This window comes from Lentzea cavernae, from assembly GCF_014653695.1.
In the GTDB taxonomy this organism is placed as follows: Bacteria; Actinomycetota; Actinomycetes; order Mycobacteriales; family Pseudonocardiaceae; genus Lentzea; species Lentzea cavernae.
The window spans coordinates 271791-293887 of the sequence record NZ_BNAR01000008.1; the positions used below are offsets into that span (position 1 = coordinate 271791).

At 69.4% G+C, this 22097-nt stretch carries 23 protein-coding genes; 7 read left to right on the top strand and 16 right to left on the bottom strand.

Annotated features, from left to right (window positions below):
• Positions 1 to 59: 59 nt before the first annotated feature.
• Positions 60 to 1685, bottom strand: a complete 1626-nt coding sequence (pruA, locus tag IE307_RS26565) for an L-glutamate gamma-semialdehyde dehydrogenase (protein WP_191302068.1) — start codon at positions 1683 to 1685, stop codon at positions 60 to 62.
• A 92-nt stretch (positions 1686 to 1777) separates the two neighbouring features.
• On the opposite strand from pruA, the gene IE307_RS26570 reads away from it, so the two are divergent.
• Positions 1778 to 3304, top strand: coding sequence for a PucR family transcriptional regulator (locus tag IE307_RS26570; protein ID WP_191302069.1), 1527 nt, complete (start codon positions 1778 to 1780; stop codon positions 3302 to 3304).
• Here the strand turns inward: IE307_RS26570 and IE307_RS26575 are convergent.
• From IE307_RS26575 to IE307_RS26610, 8 genes are read right to left on the bottom strand one after another with little or no spacing between them, the layout of a single operon-like run.
• On the bottom strand, positions 3286 to 3903 hold the full coding sequence (locus IE307_RS26575) for a YidC/Oxa1 family membrane protein insertase (protein ID WP_191302070.1): 618 nt from the start codon (positions 3901 to 3903) through the stop codon (positions 3286 to 3288). The two genes, IE307_RS26570 and IE307_RS26575, sit on opposite strands and share 19 nt — an antisense overlap.
• A gap of 40 nt (positions 3904 to 3943) precedes the next feature.
• Positions 3944 to 4228 (bottom strand): DUF6412 domain-containing protein, encoded by a 285-nt coding sequence (locus IE307_RS26580; RefSeq protein WP_229905080.1) that lies wholly within the window; start codon positions 4226 to 4228, stop codon positions 3944 to 3946.
• A gap of 10 nt (positions 4229 to 4238) precedes the next feature.
• Positions 4239 to 4952 carry a hypothetical protein gene (locus IE307_RS26585; protein WP_191302071.1) on the bottom strand — a complete coding sequence of 238 codons (714 nt, stop codon included), beginning with the start codon at positions 4950 to 4952 and terminating at the stop codon, positions 4239 to 4241.
• Positions 4949 to 5494, bottom strand: a complete 546-nt coding sequence (locus IE307_RS26590) for an RNA polymerase sigma factor (RefSeq protein WP_191302072.1) — start codon at positions 5492 to 5494, stop codon at positions 4949 to 4951. Before IE307_RS26590 ends, IE307_RS26585 begins: the two co-directional genes overlap by 4 nt.
• A gap of 46 nt (positions 5495 to 5540) precedes the next feature.
• A complete protein-coding gene (locus tag IE307_RS26595) occupies positions 5541 to 6128 on the bottom strand; it encodes a nucleoside/nucleotide kinase family protein (protein WP_191302192.1) in 588 nt (195 codons plus the stop codon).
• Positions 6125 to 6667 carry a ribonuclease FAU-1 family protein gene (locus tag IE307_RS26600; RefSeq protein WP_191302073.1) on the bottom strand — a complete coding sequence of 181 codons (543 nt, stop codon included), beginning with the start codon at positions 6665 to 6667 and terminating at the stop codon, positions 6125 to 6127. The genes IE307_RS26595 and IE307_RS26600 overlap by 4 nt, the downstream gene beginning before the upstream one ends.
• A complete protein-coding gene (locus IE307_RS26605) occupies positions 6645 to 7919 on the bottom strand; it encodes an FAD-dependent oxidoreductase (protein ID WP_191302074.1) in 1275 nt (424 codons plus the stop codon). The genes IE307_RS26600 and IE307_RS26605 overlap by 23 nt, the downstream gene beginning before the upstream one ends.
• Positions 7920 to 7977: 58 nt before the next feature.
• On the bottom strand, positions 7978 to 9438 hold the full coding sequence (locus tag IE307_RS26610; RefSeq protein WP_505744283.1) for a GAF domain-containing protein: 1461 nt from the start codon (positions 9436 to 9438) through the stop codon (positions 7978 to 7980).
• A 92-nt stretch (positions 9439 to 9530) separates the two neighbouring features.
• Here IE307_RS26610 and IE307_RS26615 point away from each other — a divergent pair, with 92 nt between their 5' ends.
• Complete coding sequence (locus tag IE307_RS26615) at positions 9531 to 10868, top strand: aldehyde dehydrogenase family protein (protein ID WP_191302076.1); 1338 nt, start codon at positions 9531 to 9533, stop codon at positions 10866 to 10868.
• Here IE307_RS26615 and IE307_RS26620 read toward each other — a convergent pair.
• A complete protein-coding gene (locus tag IE307_RS26620; protein WP_229905082.1) occupies positions 10865 to 12355 on the bottom strand; it encodes a beta-N-acetylhexosaminidase in 1491 nt (496 codons plus the stop codon). The two genes, IE307_RS26615 and IE307_RS26620, sit on opposite strands and share 4 nt — an antisense overlap.
• Before the next feature lie 107 nt (positions 12356 to 12462).
• Entirely contained in the window at positions 12463 to 13935 is a 1473-nt protein-coding gene (locus IE307_RS26625; RefSeq protein WP_191302078.1) for a CYTH and CHAD domain-containing protein, read from the bottom strand.
• Positions 13936 to 14035: 100 nt separating this feature from the next.
• Between IE307_RS26625 and IE307_RS26630 the strand changes: the two genes are divergently transcribed.
• The gene (locus IE307_RS26630) at positions 14036 to 14896 is read left to right on the top strand and encodes a hypothetical protein (RefSeq protein ID WP_229905083.1); all 861 of its coding nucleotides are present in this window, start codon (positions 14036 to 14038) and stop codon (positions 14894 to 14896) included.
• Between the two features lie 39 nt (positions 14897 to 14935).
• Positions 14936 to 15247 (top strand): ArsR/SmtB family transcription factor, encoded by a 312-nt coding sequence (locus IE307_RS26635; protein ID WP_191302079.1) that lies wholly within the window; start codon positions 14936 to 14938, stop codon positions 15245 to 15247.
• Here IE307_RS26635 and IE307_RS26640 read toward each other — a convergent pair.
• Both IE307_RS26640 and IE307_RS26645 read right to left on the bottom strand, forming a co-directional pair.
• Entirely contained in the window at positions 15225 to 16760 is a 1536-nt protein-coding gene (locus tag IE307_RS26640; RefSeq protein WP_229905084.1) for an amidohydrolase, read from the bottom strand. The two genes, IE307_RS26635 and IE307_RS26640, sit on opposite strands and share 23 nt — an antisense overlap.
• A gap of 10 nt (positions 16761 to 16770) precedes the next feature.
• Positions 16771 to 18021 (bottom strand): lysine N(6)-hydroxylase/L-ornithine N(5)-oxygenase family protein, encoded by a 1251-nt coding sequence (locus IE307_RS26645; RefSeq protein WP_191302080.1) that lies wholly within the window; start codon positions 18019 to 18021, stop codon positions 16771 to 16773.
• Between the two features lie 93 nt (positions 18022 to 18114).
• Between IE307_RS26645 and IE307_RS26650 the strand changes: the two genes are divergently transcribed.
• Together IE307_RS26650 and IE307_RS26655 are read left to right on the top strand one after the other, a co-directional pair.
• Positions 18115 to 19065 (top strand): methionyl-tRNA formyltransferase, encoded by a 951-nt coding sequence (locus IE307_RS26650; RefSeq protein WP_191302081.1) that lies wholly within the window; start codon positions 18115 to 18117, stop codon positions 19063 to 19065.
• 72 nt (positions 19066 to 19137) lie between these two features.
• Complete coding sequence (locus IE307_RS26655) at positions 19138 to 19788, top strand: HNH endonuclease family protein (RefSeq protein WP_191302082.1); 651 nt, start codon at positions 19138 to 19140, stop codon at positions 19786 to 19788.
• A 229-nt stretch (positions 19789 to 20017) separates the two neighbouring features.
• On the opposite strand, the gene IE307_RS26660 is transcribed toward IE307_RS26655, so the two are convergent.
• Complete coding sequence (locus IE307_RS26660) at positions 20018 to 20668, bottom strand: hypothetical protein (RefSeq protein WP_229905085.1); 651 nt, start codon at positions 20666 to 20668, stop codon at positions 20018 to 20020.
• A 357-nt stretch (positions 20669 to 21025) separates the two neighbouring features.
• On the opposite strand from IE307_RS26660, the gene IE307_RS26665 reads away from it, so the two are divergent.
• Positions 21026 to 21241 carry a hypothetical protein gene (locus tag IE307_RS26665; RefSeq protein ID WP_191302083.1) on the top strand — a complete coding sequence of 72 codons (216 nt, stop codon included), beginning with the start codon at positions 21026 to 21028 and terminating at the stop codon, positions 21239 to 21241.
• On the opposite strand, the gene IE307_RS26670 is transcribed toward IE307_RS26665, so the two are convergent.
• Together IE307_RS26670 and IE307_RS26675 are read right to left on the bottom strand one after the other, a co-directional pair.
• Complete coding sequence (locus IE307_RS26670) at positions 21238 to 21507, bottom strand: DUF2277 domain-containing protein (protein WP_191302084.1); 270 nt, start codon at positions 21505 to 21507, stop codon at positions 21238 to 21240. The genes IE307_RS26665 and IE307_RS26670 overlap by 4 nt on opposite strands.
• Positions 21508 to 21514: 7 nt before the next feature.
• Complete coding sequence (locus IE307_RS26675) at positions 21515 to 22075, bottom strand: XRE family transcriptional regulator (protein ID WP_191302085.1); 561 nt, start codon at positions 22073 to 22075, stop codon at positions 21515 to 21517.
• Positions 22076 to 22097 lie beyond the last annotated feature (22 nt).

Here is a 22097-nt window from a genome sequence, read left to right on the forward strand (position 1 = left end):
AGAGGAACGTCGAAGTGCTTGTGGCGCAACGACGTTCCCCTCACTCAGAAGGGCCGGATCTAGCCCTGGTGCGGGTGGAGGTGAGAAGTGGGGGCCACGAACGTCTCCTTGATGGAGCGCGGGCTGACCCAGCGGAGCAGGTTGTGGACCGACCCCGCCTTGTCGTTCGTGCCGGACGCGCGCCCGCCGCCGAACGGCTGCTGGCCCACGACGGCACCGGTGGGCTTGTCGTTGACGTAGAAGTTGCCCGCGGCGAACCGCAGCTCCTCCTGCGCGTGCGCCACGGCCGTGCGGTCACGCGAGATGATCGAGCCGGTCAGGCCGTACGGCGCCGCGCTCTCCATCTGCTTGAGCACGGTCAGGTGGTCGGCGTCCTCGAAGACGTGGACCGCGAGCACCGGACCGAAGAACTCGGTGGTGAACACGGAGTTCGTGGGGTCGGAGCCGACGAGCACGGTCGGCCGAACGAAGAAGCCGTCCGAGTCGTCCGCCGTGCCCCCAGCAGCGATCTCCAGCGAGGAGTCGGAGCGAGCGGCCTGCAGCACGCCCGAGAGCTTGTCGAACGAGCGGCGGTCGATCACCGCGCCACCGAAGTTCGAGAAGTCGGTGACGTCGCCGTAGGTCAGGGCGTCGACCTCGGCTAGGAACTGGTCCTTGATCTTGTTCCACACCGAGCGCGGCACGTAGGCGCGCGACGCGGCGGAGCACTTCTGGCCCTGGTACTCGAAAGCACCGCGGATCATGGCCACGCGCAGCACGTCCGGGTCGGCCGATGGGTGCGCGAGGATGAAGTCCTTGCCGCCGGTCTCGCCGACGATGCGCGGGTACGAGCGGTAGTTGGCGATGTTCGCGCCGACCTGCGCCCACAGCTTCTGGAACGTCGGCGTGGAGCCGGTGAAGTGGATGCCCGCGAGGTCGGGGGAGTTCAAAGCGACCTCGGACACCGCGAGACCGTCACCGGGCAGCAGGTTGATGACGCCGGGCGGCATGCCCGCCTCTTCCAGCAGCCGCATGGTGAGGTGCGCGGCGAACGACTGGGTGGGCGACGGCTTCCACAGCACCACGTTGCCCATCAGCGCGGGCGCGGTCGGCAGGTTGCCGGCGATGGCGGTGAAGTTGAACGGTGTGATGGCGTAGACGAAGCCCTCGAGCGGGCGGTGGTCCGTGCGGTTCCACACACCGGGGGAGGAGATCGGCTGCTCGGCCATCAGGGTGCGGGCGAACTGCACGTTGAAGCGCCAGAAGTCGATCAGCTCACAGGCCGCGTCGATCTCCGCCTGGATCGCGGTCTTCGACTGGCCGAGCATGGTGGCCGCGTTCAGCGTCTGGCGCCACGGGCCGGCGAGCAGGTCGGCGGCACGCAGGATGATCGCCGCGCGGTCGTCGAACGACATCGCGCGCCACGCCGGGGCGGCCTCGCGGGCCGCGGCCAGGGCGTCGACGGTGTCCTGCTGGGTCGCACCGGCCAGCGTGCCGAGGACCGAGCGGTGGTTGTGCGGCTGGACGACGTCGACACGCTCACCGCCACCCATGCGCTGCTCGCCGCCGATGGTCAGCGTCAGGTCGAGCGGCTCCTTCTGCAGCTCGACCAGCTTGGCCTGCAGCTCCGCGCGCTCCGGGGTGCCGGGGGCGTACTGCAGGACCGGCTCGTTGACCGGGGCGGGAACCTGGGTGACCGCGTCCACTCGCAACTCCTTATGGGCTTGTTCGGTACGCAAACCGTAAGTCCGCACGACCTGGCCTCGGTTGTTCAACAGGCCAAGATTCACCAGGTCAGATGTACGATCGAACAGTGTCGAGTCTCCGCCACGTTCTCATCGCGCTCGGCGATCCGCTCGTCGAACTGCAGGTCGCCCCCGGTGGCCTGGAGGTGGTCGTGCGCGACGTCGCGATCATGGACCCGGACGACCCGCCCGATGTCGCCGCAGGTGATCTCGCCCTGCTGATCGGTGCTCGTGGCAGGGCCGCGTTGCCGCTGATCAGGGCGGCAGGGCGGGCGAAAGCGGCTGCCGTCGCGGTCAAGGAGAGCTCCCAGGCCCTCGAACAGGCCGCCACCGACGCGGGCGTGGCGTTGCTGGAGGTCCGGCCCGAGGTCCGCTGGGGCCACCTGGAGTCGCTGGCCAAGGGCGTGCTGACCACGACCACCGACGACGGCGAAGTGCTCGGCGACCTGTTCGCGCTCGCGCAAACGATTGCCACCCTGACCGGCGGCATCGTCAGCATCGAAGACACCGCGAGCCGCGTGCTCGCCTACTCCCGCTCGTCCGACGAGGTCGACGAACTGCGCCGGCTGTCGATCCTCGGCCGCCAGGGCCCCGAGCCCTATCTGAAGATGTTGCGCGAGTGGGGCGTCTACAACCTGCTGCGCTCCGGCGAAGAGGTCGTGCGCATCGACGAACGCCCCGAGCTGGGCATCCGAAGGCGCATCGCCGTCGGCATCCACGCCGGTCAGCAACCGCTCGGCACGATCTGGGTGCAGGAGGGCGACCAGCCGCTGACCGCGCAGGCCGAACGAGCGCTGCTCGGCGCGGCCCGCGTCACCGCCCCTCATCTGATCCAGCAGCGCAACCAGCCCACGTCGAGGTTCCGCGAGAACCTCCTCGCCGCCCTGCTCACCGGCCGCATGGACGCCGCCACGGTCGCGGGCCAGATCGGCGCCGACCCGAAGAAGCCCGCCGCCGTCGTGGTGTTCGCGGTCCGCAGCGCCGAGGGCGACCGCAGCGAACACGAGCTCCGCCGCGCCGAGATGACCGGCCTGATCTCCGTGCACGCGGCGGCGTACCGGCGCAGCGCGCTGGTCAGCGAGTCCGGCGGACGCACCTACGTCCTGCTGCCGGACCTCGCCCCGAACGCCCAGCTCCTCAGCCTGACCAGGGAGATCGTCACCACGGCACGCCGCCACCTGCACACGGCGGTGCAGGCGGCGGTCGGCTCGACGGTGTCCACACTGGACGACGCGCAGGTCTCCCGCCAGGAGGCCGAACGCGTGCTGGACGCGATGGCCCGCGACCTCGACGCCGAGGTCGCGACGCTCGCCGACGTCCGCTCCCAGGTGCTGGTGAGCGAGATCCTGGCTCTGCTGCAGGACAACCCGCGCATCAGAGACCCGCGGATCGACGCTCTCGACCCCGAACTCGCCAAGTCACTGCTGGCCTACCTCGACGCGTTGGGTGACGTGCGCGCGGCAGCAGAGCGACTGCACGTGCACCCCAACACGTTGAGGTACCGGCTCAAGCGAATCGACCTCGACTTGGACGACCCGCTCGTCCGGCTCATCGCCCAGCTTCAGCTCAGGATGCGGTAGAGCAGCGCCCGTTCCGCGATCGTCCACGTCGTGGTGGTGAGCAGGTACAACCCGGCGGCCAGCGGCAGGTAGGCGGCCACCAGGATCGTCCCGAACGGCAGCACCTTGATCAGCCCGGTCATGAACCCCGGCTGAGGCGTGGTGGTCATCCGCGACTGCTGCCACTTCACGGTCAGATACGCGACGACGGCGAGCAGACCGAACAGCACGAAGAACACCCAGGCGAACCCGGACGTGAAGTGCGTGCCGAGCGAGATGCCGAACAACGTGCCCTCCAGCAACGGGTTCGGCGTCGTCACCACCTGGTAGATGACCATGAAGAACGGGACGGTGGCGAGCATCGGCAGCATGCCGGCGAACATCGACACGCCGTTGCGCTTGTACACCTTCTGCGACTCCTCCGAGAACCGCATCAGGTCCTTGCCGTACTTCTTCTGCAGCTTCTGGATCTCCGGCGCGAGCTTGGCCTTGGCCTTCTCGCCGCGCACGGCCGCGCGGTAGAAGGGGTGCAGCGCGAGCCGCACGACGATCGTGAACAGAACGATGGCGAGCGCGGGCATGCCGAAGCTCGCCAGGGCGGCGCCCAGGTCAGCGAACAAGGGAGGTTTCTCCGTCTTGAGTTGGGGACGTGCGGACGTGTCAGAACGTCCGGCATCCCGGTGCTCGGGGACGGGATTTTCCTGCTGCGTCAGGGTTCCGCAGACGCAGCTGTGCCGTGCGCTGGGCCCGTTCGCGGATCGAGAGCGACCGCGCCGGTGCCACCGACAGCGGCACCAGCGCGACGACCACGATCAACGCGAGGGCGAGCGCGGTCACGGCCGCGACGACCTCGGTCGGAGACGAGAACAGCGTGAAGGCGTAGAGGGCAGGCAGGAAGACCGCGAGCACGAGCATCGCCCGCTGCTTGGTCTCCGGCCGCCACATGCCTCGCAGACTACCGAACGATGGCTGGTCGAGTCCCGAGTTCGTTGCCCTGGTGGTCGTACAACGTGATGAGGGTCGCGTCCTCCTTGCTCGGCCACCACGCGAGCAGCCAGCCCTCACCGATGGTCGCCGTCACCCTGAGCCCGTCCTCGGTCTGGATGAGGGCTTTGCCGACCTTCGGGCTCACCATGCCGCTGAAGATGCGCGTCGGGTTCCGCCCGTTGCGCTCCGAGTGCATGCTGGCGCCGAACGACCTGAACAACTCGTCGCCGAGTTGCTCCAGGCCCTCGGCCCGCCCACTGCCGGTGAGGCTCGTGTAGCCGCCCTGGACGTGCCGGCAGATCAGCTCGCTCTGCGGGCCGGTGAACAGCGCCAGCGTCATGATCCCGCGCTGGTCCACGACCGACACCTCGGTGGGCGCCTCGGGGAAGTTCGGCGGCTTCTCGCGCCGGTCACCCTCCTCGATCATCTCCCGGCACTCCGCGACCGCCGCCTCGGTGTCCGCGCCGGGAGCCCTCGGTTCGGCCGTCCACGACGCGGACGCGTTCGGGTTCGTCGGCGTCCACAACACCATCGTCACGGCGACCGCGGCCACGAGCGCCGTCGCGGGCACGGCGAAGCGCCACCAGCGGCGGGACGGCTTCGAGCTGATCTCGTTCAGCAGCGCGTGTTTGCGGACCTGCAGCCGCAACGGGTCCATCTGCGGGACGTCGGGCTTGATCACAGTGCCTCCTCGACCAATGCGCCACGCACGGTGCGTTGCGCGCGAGCGAGTCGGGACTTCACCGTGCCGACCGGGATGCCGAGCACCTGGGCGATCTGCGCCTGGCTGAGGTCCGACCACGCGGACATCTCCAGCACCTCCCGGTCCCCGGCGGGCAGCTTCTCCAGTTCCGCGATCACGGCCCTGGTCCTGGCCTCCGCGTCCACGCGCCGTGCCACGTCGTCGGCGTGGTCGTCGTCCGCGTGCTGCGGCGGAACCTTGCCAAGAGCGACCTTGTACCGGTTGCGGGCGCGTTGGTGGTTGCGGGTGACGCCCAGTGCGACGGTGTAGAGCCACGGCAGCAGCGACCCGTCGACCGTCACGGACGCGCGTTTGCGCCACGTCTCCATGAACACCACGGACACCAGGTCCTCGGCCACGGCCCACGTGCCGGTGCGGCGGAGGCAGTAGGCGAACACGGCCTGGGCGTGGCGTTCGAACAGCTGCCCGAACACCTCGCCGTCGCCGGCCCGGACCTGCCCCCAGAGTTCCTCGTCGGTCACGGACCCTCCTCTCTGCTCCACTCATGTCCGCAGAGAGCCGGTCGGTTCACGACTCGACCAGACCTGGCCGTTCCGGGTGGTCGTAGCGCACGAAGAGGTCGGCCGCCGGGTCGTAGTCGTCGAACGCGGGCAGCGTCCACTCCTCGGTGGTCTTGCGCTTCAAAGCACCGGGGGAGAGCCACAGGTGCACGGTCAGCTCGGCCGGCAACCAGCGGTCGAGCATCAACGTGCCGTCGACGAGCACGACGCCGTTCTCCGGCAGGTCTGCGTACTCGGCGCGGCTGGCGCGGTCGGTGGCGGCGTTCCACAACGACGGCAGCACCCTGCCGTCCATCGCCGGGTCGAGCACCTCGCGTTGCAGTCCCTTGTAGTCGAACCAGTCGTGCCGGTAGGAGTACGAGTCGGTGCGGCCGTGCTCCAGGCGTACCGACGCCGGGCGCAGGAAGTCCTCGAGGGACACCCGCCGCACCGCGCGGCCCAAGGCGCGCAACGGTTCCACGACGGCGTCCGCGAGCCTGCCGGGATCGGCGGCGGGTGCGCCGTCGACGAGGACGCGCACCCGCCCGTCGACCTTCGACACCTGGCCGACGATCTCGGCGACGAGCGTGTCGAACGTGAGCGGCCGCACCTTCAAGGCGTCCACGCCGCCCAGGCCGTGTCCCACCAGATCTCACCGGACGCCAGCATCTTCTCGATCTTGAGCGCCTCTGCCCGGATCTCCCCGGCCTCCGCGGCCGAGTACTTGCCCGACGCGACCTGCTCCTCGAACTCGTCCAGGTCGCGCTGCGCCCAGGTGCCGTCCGGGGCGACGGTGTAGTCGAGGGCGTGGTCGAGCGTCTCGAACCCGTCCTCGACGCGCCGGTAGGGCGCCTGCAGGTTCAGGTAGTAGTTGCCGAACCTGCGGTCCTCGCCCTTCCAGAACAGGTCGACGGAGTAGGCGTCCTGCGGGCGGTGCAGCATGAGCTTGCCGTGGCCGCGCCAGAACCCGCGCGTCGGCGTGTCCCACGGGTGCGGGTGGTGGTGGTCGGGGTAGGTGAGCCGGGTGCCCGGCTCCACGAACACCGCGAGCAGCCCCGGCTCGTCGACGACCACTCTCGTCGGCATCTCCGACCAGACCTTGCCGTGCAGCACCTCGCGCCGCACCACGACCTCACCCGGCGCGAACAACCTCATGCGCCGAACTTACGTGATCACGTTCGGCCGCGTCCTCGGCCATCATCTTCCGCTTGAGCGGCGGCACGGCGTTGGTCACGCGCAGGAACGTCCGCGAGAACGCCGACACGACCCGTCCGATCACAGGCTTGTGGGCCAGGCTGCGGCCGTCCATCATCTCGCGCGACGCCTCCACGGCCTGGAACCCGTACTCGACCATCTCCCGCTCGTACTCACCGATGGCCTGCACGACGTCCTTGCCCTGATGGGCTTCGGCGAGCTTGCGGGACAACAGTTCCGCGTCGCGCAGCGCCGTGTTCGCGCCGATGCCGCGGCCCGGGGTCATGAGGTGCACCGAGTCGCCGATCATCGTGACGTTGCTCGGCTCCCACGGCTGCAGCCGCTCGGACGTGCGGACCCTGATCTGGAACACGGTTTCGGGAGTGGCCAGCGAGAACATCCTGCGCAGGTCCGGGTGGAACCTCGGGGTCATGTTCAGCACGACCTGTTTGAGCTCGGCCGGGCTCATGCCCTTCATGTCCGGGAACTTCTCGTGCGCGGAGGCGTAGGCCCACATGATGTAGTCGTCCTCGATCCCCGTGCCGTCGAAGCGCATCACGTGGATGATCACGAACTCGCCCTGCGGCCCGAACAGCAGCGTGATGCCGCCGTCGGCCAGCGGAGGCAGCAGCTTCACGGTCTCGTCGGTCAGCGGCAGCTTGCCCGCGATCGACGTGATGCCGGTGTCGACGACCTTGGCGTCCGGCAGGCGCAGCCTGCGCACCTTGGACTGCGCGCCGTCCGCGCCCACCAGCACGTCGCCGGTCTCGGAGGTGCCGTCGTCGAAGAACGCGGTGACCGTGCCGTCGTCGTTGTGGCTGTAGTGCCGGAACGACTTGTCGAACCGAACGACGTCGTCCAGGCCGCCGAGCAGCGCCGTGCGCATCGCGATCCGGCTGACCGACTTCTCGCTGCGGCTGTCGTCGAGCTCCGTGTCGATCTCGCCGACCAGCAGTTCCTTGTACTTCTCGGTCCGCATGACGATGTGCTTCGGCGGCCTGGCCGTGGTGCGGACGAACTCGGCGAACACGTCCGGCGGCAGGCAGCTGTGCAGCGCTTTGCTGCCGTCGGGGCTGATCCCGACGCGGTAGCCGATCAACATGCTCCGCGGTGTGCGGTCGCGTTCGAACAGGGCCACGCCCACGCCGGCCTTCTTCAGGCCGTGCGCCAGGCACAGGCCTCCGGTCCCCGCTCCGATGATGAGCACGCGCATGACAACTCCCCCTCCACTAAGTCTCTTAGCAAGGAAGATATTCAGTTTTCGAGACTTGTCAATCGTCCTGCCCGAGCCTCCGCAGGCGCGCGGTGGCGAGGGCGAGCCTCACGTCGTCCGGCGGCAGCAGTCTGACCAGCTGTTCCAGTGCCTCGACGTCGTGTTCGCCCGAGTCGGTCTGGGTGAACGTCCACAGCGCGTTCGCGTCGCCGCGCTGCAGGACGGCCTTGCGCACGCCGGTGGCCAGGTCGTCCCTCTCGGCCAGCACGACGGGTGCCTCGGAGCGGCGCAGCAGCGAGCCGCGGTAGCGGGAGACGGCCACCGGCACGTCGGCGGCCGTCAGAGCGGCCCTCACCGCGAGGAAGTCCGCCTCGATGTCCGCCGTGAGCCGGTACGGCCTGGTCGCGAGCACGTCGGGGCCCAGTTGGGCGCGCAGCCGGTGCAACTCCGAGCGCACGGTCGTGGGGTTGCCGCGTTCGCCGTACAGGCGCAGCGCGAGCTGGTCGGCCGTGAGCCTGCCCTGCAACGTCAGCGCGCACAGGATCTCCGCGTGTCGCAACGAGATCGGCACCTCGCGGCCGTCCAGCACGACCTTGGGCTCCGGCAGCAGGAACGACAGCGACAGCACGCTGCGCCGCACGTGCCGCTGCCGGGGGATGCGCAGCAGGTAGCCGTCGGAGAGCGGTTCCAGCACCGCTTCCCGGCCGTCCGGCAGCTCCACCCGGTCCGCGGAGACGTCGACGCGGGACGGCAGCAACCCGTACGGCTCGACCGCGACGACCCTGCCCGTGCGGCTGAGCAGCGCGCCCGGTTCCCCGCGCAACGCGATCAGGTGCCGCATGTTGCGCGACCGCAGCTCCTCGTCCTGCGAGTGCATCCGCGCGAGCATCTCCGACTCGGCGAGGCGGGCCGAGGCGGACACCAGCGCCACCATCGAGGGGTGGACGGTCTCGATCGGGCCGCTGAGGTCGACGACCCCGATCGTGGTGCCCGTGTCGGGGTCGCGGATGGGGCTCGCCGCGCAGGTCCAGTGGTGGTAGGTCCGCACGAGGTGCTCGGCCGAGTGGACCGTGACGGGGGAGTTCACCGCCAGCGCGGTGCCCATCCCGTTCGTCCCCGCCGCACCCTCTGACCAGAGCGTTCCCTCCGCCAGGCCGACGTCCTCGGCGTAGCTGCGGGTGTTCCTGGAGCCCTCGCACCACAGGATGTGGCCCTGGGCGTCCGCCACGATCATGATGTGCCCGGCCTCCTCCGCGAAGCCCAGCAGCGTCTCGCGCAGCGACGGCAGCGTCGGGTGCAGCGGATGCCGTTCGCGCAGATCGCAGAGCTCGTCGGCGGCGAACACGGTCGGCGCGGTGTGCAGGTCGGGATCGACGTTGGCGGCGAGTGACCGTTGCCACGACGCGGAAATCACTGAGCGTGGCAAATCAACCGTGTGAGTACCACTCAACACGGCATCTCTGACTCGGCTCAGCAACAGTGCGTGTTGCCCGGGTTCGTGGGTCACTGATCCATCCACGGCTTGCAACGAGCATGCAACGTTCTGCTGCCTACTTTCTCACTTTGCCCACCCCGTCCTTGCGGTGGGCCGTCTCTGGCAGGGAGTCGAGAATGACGCAGTACGCGGCGCCGGGGCAGCCCGGCAGCGTGGTCGCGTACCGAGCGAGGTACGACCACTTCATCGGCGGCGACCACGTGTCGCCCGTGAACGGCGAGTACGTGGAGAACGTCACGCCGGTGACCGGTGAGGTCTTCACGGAGGTCGCCCGCGGCACCGACGCCGACCGCGCTCGTGCACTGCACGCGGCCAGTGGCGCCGCACGCGCGTGGGGCAACACCACGCCCCGAGAGCGCGCCACGGTGCTGTGCGAGATCGCGGACCGCATCGAGGAGCACGCGACCGAACTCGCCGTCGCCGAGACGTGGGACAACGGCAAGCCGGTCCGCGAGGCCCTGGTCGCCGACGTGCCGATGCTGATCGAGCTGTTCCGCCAGTACGCCGCCGTCATCCGCGCCGAGAACGGCGAGGTCGAGCAGCTCGGCCGCAACACCTGCGACTACCGCTCGTACCAGCCGGTCGGCGTGGTGCACGAGCGCGTCTCGTGGACGTTCCCGCTGATGAACGCCTGCCGCGTGCTCGCTCCCGCCCTCGCCGCGGGCAACGCCGTGGTCCTGGAGCCCGCCCTGCAGACGCCGGCCTCGATCCACGTCCTGATGAACGTGATCGCCGACCTGCTGCCGCCCGGCGTTGTCAACGTCGTCACCGGCTCGGACGACCACCCCGTCGTCATCGGCCGTTGCCCGAACATCTTCTTCGCCGACGTCACGGCGCAGCGCGACAGCTTCCTGGACAAGGCCCTCGAGGGCTTCGTGATGTTCGCGGCCAACCAGGGCGAGATCGCCACCGCCCCGTCCCGCGCATTGATCCAGACCGCCGTCTACGAGGAGTTCCTGCACCTCGCGACCGTGCGCACGCAGGCGTTGCGCGTGGGCGACCCGCTCGACACGGACACCATGGTCGGCGCTGTCGTGAGTCTTGCGCAGCGCGATCGAGTTCTTGCGTACGTGGAGCGCGGCAAGGCCGAGGGCGCGCGCCTGGTGACGGGCGGCGAGGCCTCGGGCCACTACGTCCAGCCCACGATCTTCGAGGGCGACCACCGCTCGGCCGTGTTCGCCGACGACGTGCTCGGCCCCGTCGTGTCGGTCACGAGGTTCGACGACCGCGACGACGCGCTGAAGATCGCCAACGAGGCCACCGCCCAGCTCGGCGCCGGCATCTGGAGCCGCGACGTCGCACTGGCGCACAACGTCGGCCACGACCTGCGCGCCGAACGGGTGTGGGTCAACAACTACTACGCCTACCCGGCGAACACCGCCGTGCTCGCCGAGTACCGCCGCGTGAAGCACCTGGTGGTCAACTACTCGAACCGCGGGCAGGGCTATTTCTAGCCCTTCCAGGGCACCTGGGGGCTTTCGTAGAAGTTGATGCCCTGCACCCTCCAGCGCGGCGCCTGTGCGCCGAGCCGCGGGGCGAAGCGGTCCCAGTCGTGGACGTCCGCCGGCGCCCAGCCGAGTTCCGCGGCCACGGGGAGCCGGGGGAACGCCAGGTGCTCGACGTCGGCCGGGGTGGTGACGGTCTCCGTCCACAGTGGAGCTTCGATGCCGAGCACGTCCTCCTCGGTCACGCCGTCGAGGTACGCGCCGGGGTTCCAGCTGTAGGAGTCCTTCACGTCGACGAGGCCCGCCCACTTCAGGCCGAGTTCGGTGTCCTCGTCGTACTTCATGTCGAGGTAGACGCGGTTCCCCGGCGACATGATGACCTTGTGCCCGCGCTCGACCGCCGCCGCGACGTTCGCGTCGGTCGTCGTGGTGCCCCAGAACTGCGGGATCGTCCGGACGTCCTCGCTGGTCTTGATGAACTCGTGCCAGCCCACGGTCGTCTTGCCGTGCTTCTCCACGAGTGGCAGCACGCGGCTCATGAACGTCGCGTAGTCCGCGTCGGAGGTCGTCAGCGCTTCGTCGCCGCCGATGTGCAGGTACGGGCCGGGCGTGATCGCGGCGATCTCGCGGATCACGTCCTCGACGAACCTGTAGGTGATGTCCTCGTGGATGGCCAGCGAGCTGAAGCCGACCTCGATGCCGGTGTAGTGCGGGCGCTTCTCGCCGTCGGCGTTCAGTTCGGCGTAGCTCGCCTGGGCGGCGTTGGTGTGACCCGGCATGTCGAACTCCGGGATGACCGTGATGCCCCTGGCCGCCGCGTGGGCGACGAGGTCCTGGTACTCGTCCTGGGTGTAGAAGAGCCTGCCGGTGCGGCCGCCCACCTCCGTGCCGCCACCGATCTCGGTCAGCTGGGGCCAGCTCTTGATCTCCAGGCGCCAGCCCTGGTCGTCGGTCAGGTGCAGGTGGAAGTAGTTGATCTTGAACGCGGCGACCTGGTCGATGTAGCGCTTGACCTGGTCCGGCGTGAAGAAGTGCCGGGAGACGTCGAGCATCGCGCCGCGGTGGTGGAACCGGGGGTGGTCGAGGACGGCGACACCGGGGACGGTCCAGGCGACCTGCTGCTCGGTCTTCGCCTCCACCTCGGCGGGCAGGAGCTGGCGCAAGGTCTGGACGCCGTTGAAGTGGCCGGCCGCGGAGTTGGCGCGGATGACCACCTGGGTCGTCGTGACGTCCAGCTCATAGCCCTCGGCACCGGTCTTCTCGTCCGCGCCGCCGGTCAGCACGACGCCGGTCGCGCCGGTCTCGATCGGCAGCGGGTAACCGGTGGACGGGCGAAGGATCTCCGCCAGCAGCTCCGCGGGTCGGCGGGCGTCCTCGGTGTCCGCCTGGATCGTGGCCGACGGCGTGAGGGTGAACGTGACTCCCGGCTTCGGCCGCACCCGGACCGGTTGGGGGAGCAGCTCCTGCAGGGTGGTCACGTCAGCTGTCTCGGACACCAGCACTCCTGATCCGGCGATCACCACCGCTGCTGGTGGCGGCGTTCGATCACCGTTTCAGGGGCTGGGTTCCGGTGTCAAGGTTCAGACCAATCTCGTGCGGCGCCTCAGAGGTGTTCCTTGCTCAACTTGTGCCACAGCGCGGGAAGAGCCGCCTCGGTCTTGTGCGCCAGCTCCACCTCCGCGCCGTACAGCAGGCCGAACGTGAACCCGTTCTCGTCGCCCCGGCCCAGCTCCAGCAGGACCGGACGGGCCACCACCGAGTCCTGGTGATCGCCCAGCAGCGTCTGGACGTCCTTGGCGCGCTTGCGCAGGGCCTTGGCGTGCCTGCCCAGCGCGGGTTCCGCCACCTCGGCCGAGTAGCGCAGGCGCTTGCCCGCCTTGCGCGCCTCGTGCAACGGCTCGTCGCTGTCGTTCTCGGCGAGCGCCGCCTTGATGCGGACGTCCAGGCGGTGCCGGGCCTTCTCGACGAGCTTCGGCAGGACGTCCTTCGCCTTGCCCGAGGCCGCGGAGGTGAACGGGGGCGAGGCGAGCAGCGCGTCGATGTCGTTGAGGAGGGCGAAGTAGCGGTCGCTGTCCAGCGCCGCGACGGAGTCCTCGTGCGCCTTGGCCTCCAGCGGGGCGAAGTAACGGGTCATGCGCGCGGCCACGTCGCCCAGGGCCAGTTCCGGCGGGAGGGCGTGCAGGCCGTCCTCGAAGCGCGCGCGGAGGACCTCGAGGTCGCGGGAGGTGCCCAGGACCGAGGCCAGCCACTTCAGCTCGTCGGTGAGCGCGCGGGTCCGCTCGCGGTCGACGATCTTGCCGAACGCCTGGAGGGCCGAGCGCGTGCGGCGGGTCGCCACGCGCATCTGGTGGACGGCGTCGTCCTCGTTGCGGCGGACGCGCGGGTCCTGGTTCTGCAGGGCGGCCCGCTGCTCGTAGAGGTAGGCGAGGACCACGTCGCCCGCGGTCGGCTTCTTGCCCAGCGCGGGGCCGGAGTCCCGTTTCACACCGATCACCTGGGAGAGCTTGGACTTCGATGACGACGGGACGATGCCCGCGTCGCCCAGGTGGCGTTCCACGGTGTCGAGGAGCTCGCGGTCGCCGCTCTCGCCCAGTTCCACCTCGATCTCGCGCCACGAGGTGGTCGTGGTGGAGGAGCCCAGGGTCTGGGCGGTGACGACGTCGTCGACGACCTCGGCGAGCATGTCGCCGCTGCCGTTGCTGAGCTGCCAGCGGCGGCGGTTGGTGCGGATCTCCGCCACCGGGGTGAGGGACTGGCCGCGGGTGTGGGCCCGGACCAGGGAGGACAGGTCCTTCGGGGGCTTCTTCACCGTGCGGCCCAGGGGAACGTGGAGTTCCTGCCGGGAGTCCCCGCCCGCCGGGAGCTTGAGGTGCCAGCCCTCGTCCGGTCCGCCCACGCGCCTGCGCAGGGTCACGCCGGCGCGCGCCAGCCGGTAGTCGCCGGTGTCGAAGTACGTGGCTTCGAGGTCGAACTCCTCCGGCCCGGTGGCCACACCGGTGATCTCTGTGAGGTCCGGCAGACTCGCGTCCGATGGGGCCTCGTACTTGCGTTCGGTCTCAGTAACGGAGGTCGCCATTTTCTATTAATACCTCGTTTTGTCCGGGTTCACCCAGGGTGGTGACTGTGCGTGAGAGTGAGCTCCACGGGCGGGCGGAACCACGCCTCTAATGCGTGTAATGGCCGGGTACCCGCTTTTCGCGGTCCTCAAGGTCCGGTTCGCTGGCCGGGTGCCCACGGAGAAGGAACGGCTCGACGTCGTCGAGCCGCAGATCGCCACCTTGATCAGCCACGTCGGTCAGCTCACGGCCGAACTCGAGCGCGTCTCCGCCCGGCTGGTGGTGCTGGAGCGCCGGTTGTCCGGTGCCGGCGACGGACCGCTGGCCGACCTGGACGCCGTCGCCGGCGACATCGCGCCGCTGGTCGAGGCGCTGCGCAGGGCGTGGGACGCCGAGCAGGAGATCCTCGCCGACCCGGCACGCGTCGCGCTGCGGCAGGAGGTGCTCGAGTTCGACGGGCTCAAGGCCCGCCGCGACGACGCCCGGTCCAAGTTGGACGGTGGGCGGGTGCCGCGGTTCGAGCGGGACGCGCTGTCGCACGAGGTGCGCCAGATGGAGTGGCTGATCAACGCGAACGAGGCGAGCGCGCAGCGGGCCGCCGAGCGGCTGGAGGCCGACGAGGACGCCGCGGGCGAGGAGTGGCGCACCGAGGCCGTGCTCGCGGGCGCCAAGGCCCGTGACGAGATCGGGGACGCGGCCGCGCGGCGCATCTCCGACGCGCTCGGGCAGTACGCGCGCATGCCCGTGTGGTTCCGCGTCGGGCTGGGCGAGATCCCCACGCCGGACCCGTCGTTCTGGCTCGAGTCGGCGATCGCCGTGCTCGCCTACCGGCTGGAGTACGGCGTGACGGACGCGGTCTCGCCGCTCGGCACGCCGCCGTCCGCCGCGTCGGGCAGCCAGAACTGGGTGCGCCGCGCGAACGTCCACGCCGACATCACCGACCGCCTCACGACGCTGGCCGCGACCTTCCACCTGCAGTAGCCTGTTCTGCAACCGACGGGTTGCAGAAAGGGTGTGCGGGTGAGTCAGGTCGACGACGTGCTGGCCGCGCTCGCGGATCCCATGCGCCGGCGGGTGCTCGACCTCGTGGCGGCCAAGGGCCCTGTCTCGGCGTCGACGCTCGCCGGGGAGCTGCCGGTGAGCCGGCAGGCGATCGTGAAGCACCTGGCCGTGCTGGAGAGGGCCGGGCTGGTGGCCTCCGAACGCGCCGGCCGGGAGAACAACTTCTCCGTCCGGTCCAGCGCGCTCGACGCCACCGCCACGTGGATGTCCTCGCTCGCCTCCCAGTGGGACCGGAGGCTCGCCGCGATCAAGAAGATCGCTGAGGCATGAGCGTGCCGCCGACCATCGTGGCCAGCACCGGGATCTCCGCGATCGCGTCGCTCGTGCGCGGGTCGTCGCCGAGCACGACGAGGTCCGCGAGCTTGCCCGGCGTGAGGCTGCCCAGCACGTCCTCCTTGCGGCACGCGTAGGCGCTGCCGAGCGTGTACGCGCGGATCGCCTCCTCGACGGTGACCGCCTCGCCCGGACCCACCTCCCGGCCGCCGGTCGACCGCCGCCGCACCATGAACTCGATGGCGCGCAACGGGGCCCCGTCCGCGACCGGCCGGTCCGAGCTGCCCGCGACGGTGATCCCGTGGTCGAGGAACGAGCGCCCGCGGTACATCCACGGCGCCCGTCCGGGGCCCATGATCTCGCTGTAGTCGTCGCCGTAGGCGTGCAAGAACGTCGGCTGGACGACGGGGACCACGCCCAGCTCGGCGATCCTGCCGAGCTGGTCGGGACGGACCAGACCGCAGTGCTCGATGCGGTGCCGCGTGTCGGCGCGCGGGCGTTGCCGCTGTGCCTCGGCCACCGCGTCGAGGGTGAAGTCGATCGCGCGGTCGCCGATCGCGTGGATCGCGAGCTGCCACCCGGCGTGGTGGCCGTCGACGATCGCCGCCCGCATGAACTCCTCGGACTCGGCGAGCTGACCCGAGTTGTCCGTTCCCGCGTACGGCTCGGTCAACGCGGCCGTGCGCGCGATCATGCCGCCGTCGGTCCACAACTTCATGGCGCCCAACGACAGCATGTCGTCGCCGAAACCCGTGTGCAGGCCCAGGTCGATCGCGCGCGGGATCCCGTCCGCCGGATCGGCGGCGACGTCGTGCAGGACGTGCGCGGACACCATGAGCTGCACGCGGATCGGCAGCCGGGCGCGTTGGTACGCGGCCGCTTCGAGAGGACTGCTGGCGATCAGCCCCGCGCCGATGCCCGCCTCGGCGCACATCGTGACGCCCTCGGAGAGCACCTGCCGCGCGCTCGCCTGGAGTTCGGCGGTGATCTCGTCGAGCGAGTACGGCAATCGCAACGTGCGCGCGGCCAACTGCTCGTTCTCGGTCAGCCAGCCGTCGCTCGTGATCTCGGGAAGTTGCCGCAGCACCACGGAGTTCACGACGCACGCGTGCCCGGACAGGTCGGCCACGTACACCGGCCTGCCGCCGCTGACCCGGTCGAGGTCGGTGGCGGTGAGCGGGCGGTCCATGATCCGCCGGTCGTAGCCGGACGCCTCGATCCAGCCGGTGCCCGGCGCGTCCGCGAGCCGGTCGAGGACCAGGGCGACCGACGCCAGGCCGGTGATGTCGATCGTGCGGCGGCCGTTCCACGCGAGGTGCGTGTGGGCGTCGATGAAGCCGGGCAGCACCACGGCACCGCCCAGGTCGACGGTCTCGGCGGCGGGCAGGCCGGCCACCTGCTCGTCCAGCCCGGCGATCCGGCCCTGCCAGATGCCGATCGTGTGCGCGGCGGGGCGTGCCGGGTCCATCGTGATCGCCCGGCAGCCCGTCAGCTTCAGATCGAGTTCCACCCCGTGAGTTCTACGCCGTCGCGAGGACCGGCACAGGAGTGTTGGTCAGCACGGACGTCAGGATCTCGCCCGACCGCACCGCGACGTTGGACAGCAGCGACGACGTGATGCCGTGCGAGTGCTCGGTGCCGCCCTGCAGGTAGATGCCGCCGCGCAACGACGTCTGCAGGCGGTAGTCGCGGCCCACGACGAGACGGCCCCTCTCGTCCCGTTCGCAGCTCGCCTCCAGTGAACCGAGCACCGGTGCGGCCTCGTCGTAGCCGGTGGCGAGCAGCACGAGGTCGGTGTCGACGAACTCCTGCTCGCCGGTGACGAGCGACTGGATCACCGCACGCGCGCCGTCGGCCGACTCCTCGACCGCGACGAGCCGGGTCATCTTCATCATCTTCAGGCGCTCGGTGCCCAGCACCTTCTCCTGGTACTCGGTGCGGTAGAGCTGCGCGATGAGGTCGACGTCGACCACGGAGTAGTTGGTGTTGCGGTGGTAGTCCATCAACCGCTGCTTCACGGCGACCGGGGCGTCGTAGTAGTGGTCGACGGCCTCGGGGTCGAAGATCCGGTTCGCGAACGAGCTGTCGTCCGCGGGGGAGTAGCCGTAGCGGGAGAACACCGAGCACACCTCGGCGCCGGGGAACTCGCGGTGCAGGTACGCCACGGCCTCCGCGGCGCTCTGCCCGGCGCCCACGACGACGCAGCGCTTCGGATCCTTCAAACCGCCCACTCGGTGCAGGAACTCGCTGTTGTGCCATACGCGGTCCGACAGCTCGATGCCGTCCGGCGCGGTCGGCCGCAGTCCGGTGGCGAAGACGAGGTTGCGGGCGTGGTACACGTCACCCGTGGCCGTCGTCACCTCGAACAGGTCGTCGTGGATCGCTTCCACGCCAACGGCTTCCGTGCCGTAGGAGACCAGGTCGTCGACCTGCGCGGCGGCCCACTCGAAGTAGTCGTGGAACTCGACGCGCAGCGGGAACAGGTTCTTGTGGTTGACGAAGTCGATCAGCCGGTCGCGGTCCCGCAGGTAGCAGAGGAACGAGAACCGGCTGGCCGGGTTCCGCATGGTGACCAGGTCCTTGAGGAACGACACCTGCATGGTGGCGTCGGGCAGGAGCATGCCCCGATGCCAGCCGAACGCCTGCTGGCGTTCCAGGAACACCGCGGTGACGGGGGTTTCGGCCTGCTCGTTGTGCTCGGTCAGAGCGATGGCGAGCGCCAGGTTCGAGGGACCGAACCCGATACCGACGATGTCGTAGATCGGATGCATGAGACCCGAACTTAGGGCAGCCTAAGCTACCTTGGCAAGCCGTCAGTTAGGTTAGCCTGACCGTATCGCACCGGAATGAAGGAGGACACCCCCATGAGGGTCGTCATGTTCGGGTTCCAGACCTGGGGTCATCGCACCCTGCAGGCACTTTTGGCGTCCGAGCACGAGGTCGTCCTGGTGGTCACCCACCCCAAGGGTGAGGGTGCGTACGAGAAGGTCTGGAGCGATTCGGTCGAGGACCTGGCCCGCGAGAACGGCGTCGACGTCCTCGTCCGCGAACGCCCGGAGGACCAGGAGCTGCTCGACGCGCTCAAGGCCGCCGAGCCCGACGTGATCGTCGCCTGCAACTGGCGGACGTGGATCCCACCGCAGGTCTTCGCGCTGCCCAAGAACGGCACGTTGAACGTGCACGACTCGTTGCTGCCGAAGTACGCGGGCTTCTCGCCGTTGATCTGGGCGCTTCTCAACGACGAGAAGGAAGTCGGCGTGACGGCGCACATGATGGACGACACCCTCGACGCCGGCGACATCGTGCTGCAGCGCTCGGTCCCCGTCGGCCCGCGCGACACGACCGCGGTTCTGTTCGAGAAGACGCTGGAGCTCTTCGGCCCGATCACGGTCGACGGCCTCGCCGAGATCGCGTCCGGCCGCACGGACTTCCGGAAGCAGGACCGTTCGCAGGCCTCGTTCTTCCACAAGCGCGCCGAGGAGGACCTGCGCATCGACTTCACCTGGACCGCCGAGGAGCTGGACCGCCTGGTGCGCGCGCAGTGCGCGCCGTACCCGAGCGCGTTCTGCTTCCACCGCGGCCAGCGCTTGGAGATCATCGAGGCGGACGTCTCCGCCGAGGTCTACGGCGGCACCCCCGGCCGGATCTTCTACCGCGAGGGCGACGGCGTCACGGTCGTCGCCGGCACCGAGGCGCGGCGCGGGAAGAGCAAGGCGTTGCTGGTCAAGAAGGTTCGCACCGCCGATGGCACCGAGCTCGAGGCCCACGAGTACTTCAAGCACATGGGCGGCTACCTGACCTCGCGTCCCCAGTAGCGAACACCGGTTCGACACGCTGATCACGGACCGGGTGACCGGTCCGTGATCAGCATGGTCGATCATTGGCGCATGAATCGCGCGGCGGTGACGTCACTGGTGGTCTTCGTGCTGCTCGTGGCGTTGGGTTGGTACCTCACGAATCTCCAGTCCTCCCAGGAGAACCCGCCTGCGACGCCCGTGCCGACCGGGTCCGCTCCGGCCGGTTCGTCCGATCTCGGCGCGCTCGCGATCGCGCCCGAGGGCAAGATGGCGGGCTATAGCCGCGACCGGTTCCCGCACTGGGCCTCGCAGGGGAACTCCTGCGACACCAGGGAGATCGTGCTGCAGAAGCAGGGCGCCGACGTGAAGTCGGACAAGGACTGCAAGGCGGTCTCCGGCACCTGGAACAGCGTCTACGACGGTGTGGTGATCAAGGAGGCCGGCGAGGTCGACATCGACCACACCGTGCCGCTCGCCGAGGCGTGGCGCTCCGGCGCCGACAAGTGGACCGACGAGCAGCGCAAGGCGTTCGCCAACGACCTCGGCGGCATCCAGCTGCTCGCGGTGACCGCGAAGTCCAACCGCTCCAAGGGCGACCAGGACCCGGCGAAGTGGAAGCCGCCGGTCGCGGCGTACGGGTGCACCTACGCGCAGCACTGGATCGCCGTGAAGATCAGCTACAAGCTGACCGTCGACCAGGCCGAGCACGACGCCCTGGCCACGCTGCTCAAGACCTGTTAGGCAGGGCGGAAACCGCGTTCGCAGGGAACACGAACCTCACGCACTCTCCGGCAGCGGCCCGGGACAGCCCGGGCTCGTGCCCCCCGGCAGCGTGATGAGGTCCGTGCTCCGCGACACCGCCCCCTGTTCGGTGCTGACGACACAGCCCTGAGACGGACCGCGTCGTTGCTCCCCCTGAGCACCGGCGACACCGCCCGCTCCCCCCGGACCGGGCGCGTCGCCGGTTCTCCTACCCGACCTGGACGGACTCGAACAGGCCGGACAGCTTCCAGTGCGTCACGTACCCCATCGCCTCCGCGGCGATCAGCACGTCGAGCTTGCCGAGGTTGGTCCGCGCCGGCATCTGGTACGCCTTGCCGCGCCGTGCGTCGAGCACCATCGGGACGGCGCCGGGCAGCGTGTCCGCGACCGTGTGCTGCAGGACCCGCAGGCCGACGTTCGCCGCCTCCCTGGTCAGCGGCACCTCCTTGGTGTGCACGAGCACCGCGTACGTCGTGCCGTCCTTCTTGCGCAGGCCGAGGTGCGGCCGCACCTTCAAGGTGAGCTCGCCGGCGCGGTAGGTGGCCCCCTCCACCGGTACGCCGGTCGCCTTGAACGCCGTCAGCCAGGGCAGGAAGCCGTCGGCGATCTCCTCGAACGCCCGCGGCTGGCCGGTGCGGTTGGCGTTCATGACGGCCTTCTTGAGCTCGATCTCGGGCTCGGTCGAGTTGACCGCTCGTCGCATGGCGTCGCGGATCGGGTTGTAGAACCCGCACACCCTGGTGTCGGAGGCCAAGTACATCCCCCGTTGTTCCGACACGATGTTGATGCGTCCACGCTGGCCGCTCATGACGTACTCGGTGAACGACAGTGCGGTGACGCTGACGTTGTTGTCCGGCAACGTTTTCTCCCCTCGTACCGCGAGCTTCACCTGACGTTATCCGAGGGGTCTGACAAAAATTGCGCTGCTCCGAACGGTCCAATGGTCACGCATTGTGAACAGTCACTCGAACAGGTGACACGCACAGTTGCGACCTCGGTCGCAATCTGCGAACGGACAGTGACGGACCGGCAACCGATCACGCGCACTACCGTTCGTCTGCCGTTCGCCGACGCTCACCGAACGCTCACCGCAAGACCAGCAGAAGTAACACTCCGTGAAAGATCAACTCGGGAGAATAGGGTCCGTCAGGAAGAATCACGGCGAGGGAGCACGATGACGGTCAAGGCGGAGCGTTCACCCGATAGGGCGGGTGACGTGGAAGTTCCGCAGGCGTGGCAGCCGGCGGGGTGGCAGATCCACCCCGGCAACTGGCCGCACGCCGCCCAGGTGACCGTGATCCTCGTGCTGATCGCGTTGCTGCTGTGGGCGATCGCCGTGACGCTCGGTCCTGACCAGGCCTTCATCGTCGGCTCCGCGGGTGTCGCGGCCAAGCTGATCTGCATGTACCTCGAGACCCGCGAACGGCGTTAACGCCCGTAGCGCTCCGCCGACCTGGCCTTCGCCTTCGCCGCCTCGACCTCGCGGTCCTTCGGCGGCGCCGTCGTCACGAGCGCGTCGAGCAGTTCCTGCGTCGCCGCCGCCACGGCCGCGACCGCCTTGTCGAACGCGGCCTGGTTCGCCGCGGACGGTTTGACCGACCCGCCCACCTTGCGCACGTACTGCAGCGCGGCGGCCTGGACCTCGTCGGACGTGGCGGGCGGTTCGAAGTTGTGGAGCACCCGGATGTTTCGGCACATGCCCCCACTATGACCTGTTCGGCGGCGCCGCGCGGGTGTGGATGCGTTCTCCCTGCTTGCCGAACAGGCTGAGGATCTCCGCGGGCCGGCCGTCGGCGCTGCACAGCGCGTGCGGCTGGCGGCAGTCGAACTCGGCCACCTCGCCCGCCCGCAGCACGACCTCCTTGTCGCCGAGCCGCAGCCGGATCTGCCCGCTCAGCACGTAGAACCACTCGTAGCCCTCGTGCACGCGCGGCTCGTGCAGGTCGTCGTCGGAGAGGATCATCTTCCACGCCTGCAGCGGCCCGATCGACCTGGTCAGCGGGATGCCGACGCGCCCGTGGTCGAGTTCGCGCGGCTTCATCCGCACGCGCGGGTCACCCACCACGGGCGCGCCCACCAGGTCGTCCAGCGTCACCTGGTAGGTCCGCGACAACGGCAGCAGCAGCTCCAGCGTCGGCTTGCGCTGGTCGGTCTCGAGCCGCGACAGCGTCGACTTGGAGATGCCCGTCATCTCGGACAACGCCGCCAGCGTCAGGTCGTGCTCCGCTCGCAGCGCGGCGAGCCGTTGTCCCACGGTTGTTGCCATAACGGCAACTTACTTTGCCAAA

Excerpts from the sequence above, each read along its gene's own strand:
- IE307_RS26570 (WP_191302069.1), top strand. The coding sequence starts at position 1,778 with ATGTACGATCGAACAGTGTCGAGTCTCCGCCACGTTCTCATCGCGCTC.
- IE307_RS26580 (WP_229905080.1), bottom strand. The coding sequence starts at position 4,228 with ATGTGGCGGCCGGAGACCAAGCAGCGGGCGATGCTCGTGCTCGCGGTC.
- IE307_RS26600 (WP_191302073.1), bottom strand. The coding sequence starts at position 6,667 with ATGAGGTTGTTCGCGCCGGGTGAGGTCGTGGTGCGGCGCGAGGTGCTG.
- IE307_RS26605 (WP_191302074.1), bottom strand. The coding sequence starts at position 7,919 with ATGCGCGTGCTCATCATCGGAGCGGGGACCGGAGGCCTGTGCCTGGCG.
- IE307_RS26615 (WP_191302076.1), top strand. The coding sequence starts at position 9,531 with ATGACGCAGTACGCGGCGCCGGGGCAGCCCGGCAGCGTGGTCGCGTAC.
- IE307_RS26625 (WP_191302078.1), bottom strand. The coding sequence starts at position 13,935 with ATGGCGACCTCCGTTACTGAGACCGAACGCAAGTACGAGGCCCCATCG.
- IE307_RS26630 (WP_229905083.1), top strand. The coding sequence starts at position 14,036 with ATGGCCGGGTACCCGCTTTTCGCGGTCCTCAAGGTCCGGTTCGCTGGC.
- IE307_RS26645 (WP_191302080.1), bottom strand. The coding sequence starts at position 18,021 with ATGCATCCGATCTACGACATCGTCGGTATCGGGTTCGGTCCCTCGAAC.
- IE307_RS26650 (WP_191302081.1), top strand. The coding sequence starts at position 18,115 with ATGAGGGTCGTCATGTTCGGGTTCCAGACCTGGGGTCATCGCACCCTG.
- IE307_RS26655 (WP_191302082.1), top strand. The coding sequence starts at position 19,138 with ATGAATCGCGCGGCGGTGACGTCACTGGTGGTCTTCGTGCTGCTCGTG.
- IE307_RS26670 (WP_191302084.1), bottom strand. The coding sequence starts at position 21,507 with ATGTGCCGAAACATCCGGGTGCTCCACAACTTCGAACCGCCCGCCACG.
- IE307_RS26675 (WP_191302085.1), bottom strand. The coding sequence starts at position 22,075 with ATGGCAACAACCGTGGGACAACGGCTCGCCGCGCTGCGAGCGGAGCAC.